General features: G+C 76.7%; 2 protein-coding genes and 2 pseudogenes. 3 read left to right on the top strand and 1 reads right to left on the bottom strand.

The features are described from left to right. Positions 1-143 precede the first annotated feature (143 nt). Positions 144-1,109, top strand: coding sequence for an RNA polymerase sigma factor SigJ (gene sigJ, locus DLJ47_RS33420; protein WP_109906115.1), 966 nt, complete (start codon positions 144-146; stop codon positions 1,107-1,109). A 39-nt stretch (positions 1,110-1,148) separates the two neighbouring features. Here the strand turns inward: sigJ and DLJ47_RS33415 are convergent, their stop codons facing one another. After that, positions 1,149-1,655, bottom strand: coding sequence for a DUF402 domain-containing protein (locus DLJ47_RS33415; RefSeq protein WP_088996262.1), 507 nt, complete (start codon positions 1,653-1,655; stop codon positions 1,149-1,151). 136 nt (positions 1,656-1,791) lie between these two features. On the opposite strand from DLJ47_RS33415, the pseudogene DLJ47_RS33410 reads away from it, so the two are divergent. Next, a pseudogene (locus DLJ47_RS33410) lies at positions 1,792-3,162 on the top strand (ATP-dependent DNA helicase); the annotation flags it as partial. A 198-nt stretch (positions 3,163-3,360) separates the two neighbouring features. Beyond that, positions 3,361-3,799, top strand: a pseudogene (locus DLJ47_RS37820) (helicase C-terminal domain-containing protein); the annotation flags it as partial.

Below are 3,799 nucleotides of genomic sequence, written 5' to 3'. Positions count from 1 at the left end.
TTCCTACCCTCTCGCGAGGGGCGCTGAGGGCCGATCGTCCGGCACGTCCGGCGGACGTGTCACATTCCGGGTGCGTGGCGCGTCCCTGCGGGCGGGAGAATGTGCGTCGGCCGGTCGTTGGTCGGCCTGGGGAGGGGGCGGTGGTGCGGGACCTGGCGACGGAGTTCGAGGCCGAGCGGGGGCGGCTGCTGGCGGTCGCGTACCGGATGCTGGGCAGCCGCAGCGAGGCCGAGGACGCCGTGCAGGAGACCTGGCTGCGGTACGCGGGAGCGCTCGCCGACCCGGCGGCCCGCGCCGAGGTCGACCACCTCGGCGCCTGGCTGACCACCACCTGCGCCCGGATCTGCCTCGACGTGCTCCGCTCCGCCCGGGTCCGCCGCGAGGCGTACCACGGCCAGTGGCTGCCGGAGCCGGTGGTCGCCCCGCTCGACCAGGGGCCGAGCGCCGACGGTTACGCGCCGGACCCGGCCGAGCGGGCCGTCCGCACCGACCTGGTCGGCATGGCCCTCCAGGTGGTGCTGGAGCGGCTCGGGCCGGAGCAGCGGGTGGCCTTCGTGTTGCACGACGTCTTCGCCGTCCCGTTCTCCCGGATCGCCGACGTGCTCGGCACCAGCGAGGCGGCCGCCCGCCAGTTGGCCTCCCGGGCCCGGCGCGCGGTGAACGCGCCGGACGTGCCCCGGCACACGGCCGACACCGCCGAGCAGCGGCGGGTGCTCGCCGCGTTCGTGGCCGCCGCCGAGTCGGGTGAGCTGGCCGAACTGGTCAAGCTGCTCGCCCCCGACGTGGTGCTGCTCGGCGACAGCGGCGGGCACTTCCCGGCGGCCCGCCACCCGGTGGTCGGCGTGGACAAGGTCGCCCGGTTCACCCTCGGCCTCTTCGGCCGCGCCGGCCGCTACGCCGGCACGGTGCGGTCCCGCCCGGTGCTGGTCGACGGGGTGCTCGGGCTGCACCTGGAGACGGTGCACTCCGACGGCCGGCCGATCCGGCTGGTCAGCGCGGTCACGGTGCACGACGGCCTGGTGACCGGGATCTTCAACCAGCTCAACCCGGAGAAGGTGGCGCACCTGCCGCCGCTCGACCCCGAGGACACCTGGCCGCCCCGCTGGTGACCCCGGCCGCCGGGCCCCGCTGGTTACGCCGGCGGCGGCTCAGACCACCAGGGCGAGCCACTTCCGGTACGAGGTGGCGAACGGCTCGGTGCCGTCGCCGAGCGCGCCGAAGAGCCAGCGGGCCGCGGCCTCCGCCTCGGCGACCACCTCGTCCGGGTAGCCGAACCGGACCCGGTGCTCGGCGAACTCGTCCTCGTCGCGCAGTTCGACCGCTCCGGTGGCCCGCCGGCGCACCACGTCGAGGTCGAGGTCGACCAGGTGGACGGTGTCGTCGTTCTCCCAGCGGGCCGGGCTGGCGATGTCGCAGTAGACCTCGCTGGTGCGCGGGGGCGGGTTGAACATGCCGGTCCACCAGGCGTGGTGCGGCACCAGCAGGACGAACGGGATCTGTTCCACCGACGGCCGGCCGTGGTAGACGGACTTCGTGCCGGCGGTCACCCCGAGCCAGACGCCGAGGTCGTCCTCGGTCAACCGGCGGGCCGGGTAGTCGCGGTGGGCGCTGCCGTCGTACTTGCGGTAGATCACGCGGACCACGTCGCTCGGCATGAGTCGCACCCTAACCGATACCGCCCAGGGACCGCCGCACGGGAAGTAACCGGGCGCCCCCGGAGAGTCCGTACCGTTACCGCGCCACGGGCGGAGCCCGCCGGCCGCTGTCGGCGCGGACCGGTACCGTCGCACGGTGACCCCGCCCCGTACCGCCGCCGGTTCCGCCGTCCCGTCAACCCGCGCCGGCGGCCGGCGCCGGGGCGAGCGGCCGAGCGCCGCGGAGCTGCTCGCGGCCGCGGTGGGCGCGGTGCCCGGCGGCGCCGCCCGCCCGGGCCAGCAGCAGATGGTGGCGGCGATCGAGGAGTGCGTGGCGGCCCGCGAGCACCTGCTGGTGCAGGCCGGCACCGGGACCGGCAAGTCGCTGGCCTACCTGACGCCGGCGCTCACCGTGGACGGGCCGGTGGTGGTCTCCACCGCCACCCTGGCGTTGCAGTCCCAGCTGGTCGACCACGACCTGCCCCGGCTGGCCGACGCGGTCACCCCGCTGCTCGGCCGGCGGCCCACCTTCGCGGTGCTCAAGGGGCGGCACCACTACCTCTGCCTGGCCCGGCTCGACAACTCCACCGAGGAGGAGCCGGAGGACACCCTCTTCGACGCCCCGGCGTCGCCCCGGCCCGGCGGCGGCACCAGGTGGCTGGGCGAGGCGGGCCGGCTGGGCAAGCAGGTCCAGCGGCTGCGCGACTGGGCGGCGGAGACCGACACCGGCGACCGGGACGAGCTGGACCCGGGCGTCGACGACCAGGCCTGGCGGCTGGTCTCGATGCCGGCGCGGGAGTGCGTCGGGGCGTCCCGCTGCCCGTTCGGCGCCGAGTGTTTCGCCGAGGCGTCCCGGGCCCGGGCCCGGGAGGCGGACATCGTGGTCACCAACCACAGCCTGCTCGCGGTGGACATGCTCGCCGGCCGGCAGATCGTGCCGCCACACAAGCTGCTCGTCGTCGACGAGGCGCACGAGCTGGCCGACCGGGTCTCCTCGGCGGCCCAGGCCGAGCTGGTGCCGGAGCTGATCGACCGGTCCGCGCGACGGGCCCGTCCGCTGCTGCGGCCGGAGACCGCCGAGGCGCTCACCGCGGCCGGTGACGCGCTCGCGGTCGGGCTCGCCGAGGCGCCCGCCGGGCGGATCACCACCGGCCTGCCCGGCCCGCTGCGCGAGGCGTGCACCCTGCTCGACTCGGCCACCCGGGCGGCGCTCGACGCGATCGGCGACATCAAGGCCGATGACCCGGACCCGGTACGCAAGCAGCAGGCCAAGGCCGTGCTCGACGAGCTCGCCGACACCGCGCAGCGGCTGCTGGAGGAGGCCGACCACGACGTCGCCTGGGTGGAGAGGAACGACAACACCGGGCGCCGGGCGCTGGTGGTCGCGCCGCTCTCGGTCGCCGGCACCCTCGCCACCCACCTCTACTCCGACCGCACGGTGGTCGCCACCTCGGCCACCCTGGCGCTGGGCGGCCGGTTCGACACGGTGGCCCGGGCGCTCGGCCTGGACGCCCCACCGGCGTCGCCGCCGTCACCGGCCGCCGCGGCCCTCGCCGCCTCGACCGGACGCCCGGGCCGGGCCGCCGCCGGATCGGGTGCGGCCGGCGGAACGGGTGCGGCCGGCGGAACGGTCCGATCGGGGGCGGCCGACGGTCGCGGGGACGCAGGCGGATCCACCGGCGACGCCGACTCGGCCGCCGGCGGACCGGGGACGGCGGGCGGCGCGGTGGCCGGCGGTCCGGGCTGGCGAGCGTTGGACGTCGGTTCGCCGTTCGACTACGCCCGGCAGGGCATCCTCTACGTCGCCGCGCACCTGCCCCGGCCCAGCGTCTCCGGCCTGCCCGAGGCGGCCGGCGAGGAACTGCTCGCGCTGGTCGGCGCGCTCGGCGGGCGTACGCTCGGGCTCTTCTCCTCCCGACGGGCCGCGCAGCAGGCGGCGGAGCTGGTCCGGGCGCGGACCGACCTGCCGGTGCTGTTGCAGGGCGAGGAGTCGCTGCCGCTGCTGGTCCGCCGGTTCCGCGAGGAGCGGTCCAGCTGCCTGTTCGGGGTGATGTCGCTCTGGCAGGGGGTGGACGTGCCGGGCGACTCGTGCCAGCTGGTGGTCATCGACCGGCTGCCCTTCCCCCGCCCCGACGGACCGTTGGCCGCCGCCCGCGCCGCCGCCG

The sequence above is a fragment of the Micromonospora sp. S4605 genome (assembly GCF_003176715.1).
Classification (GTDB): domain Bacteria; phylum Actinomycetota; class Actinomycetes; order Mycobacteriales; family Micromonosporaceae; genus Micromonospora; species Micromonospora echinaurantiaca.
This window is presented reverse-complemented; position numbering and strand designations above follow the sequence as displayed.

Coding starts and splice junctions, on each gene's coding strand:
- DLJ47_RS33415 (WP_088996262.1), bottom strand. CDS start 1,655: ATGCCGAGCGACGTGGTCCGCGTGATCTACCGCAAGTACGACGGCAGC.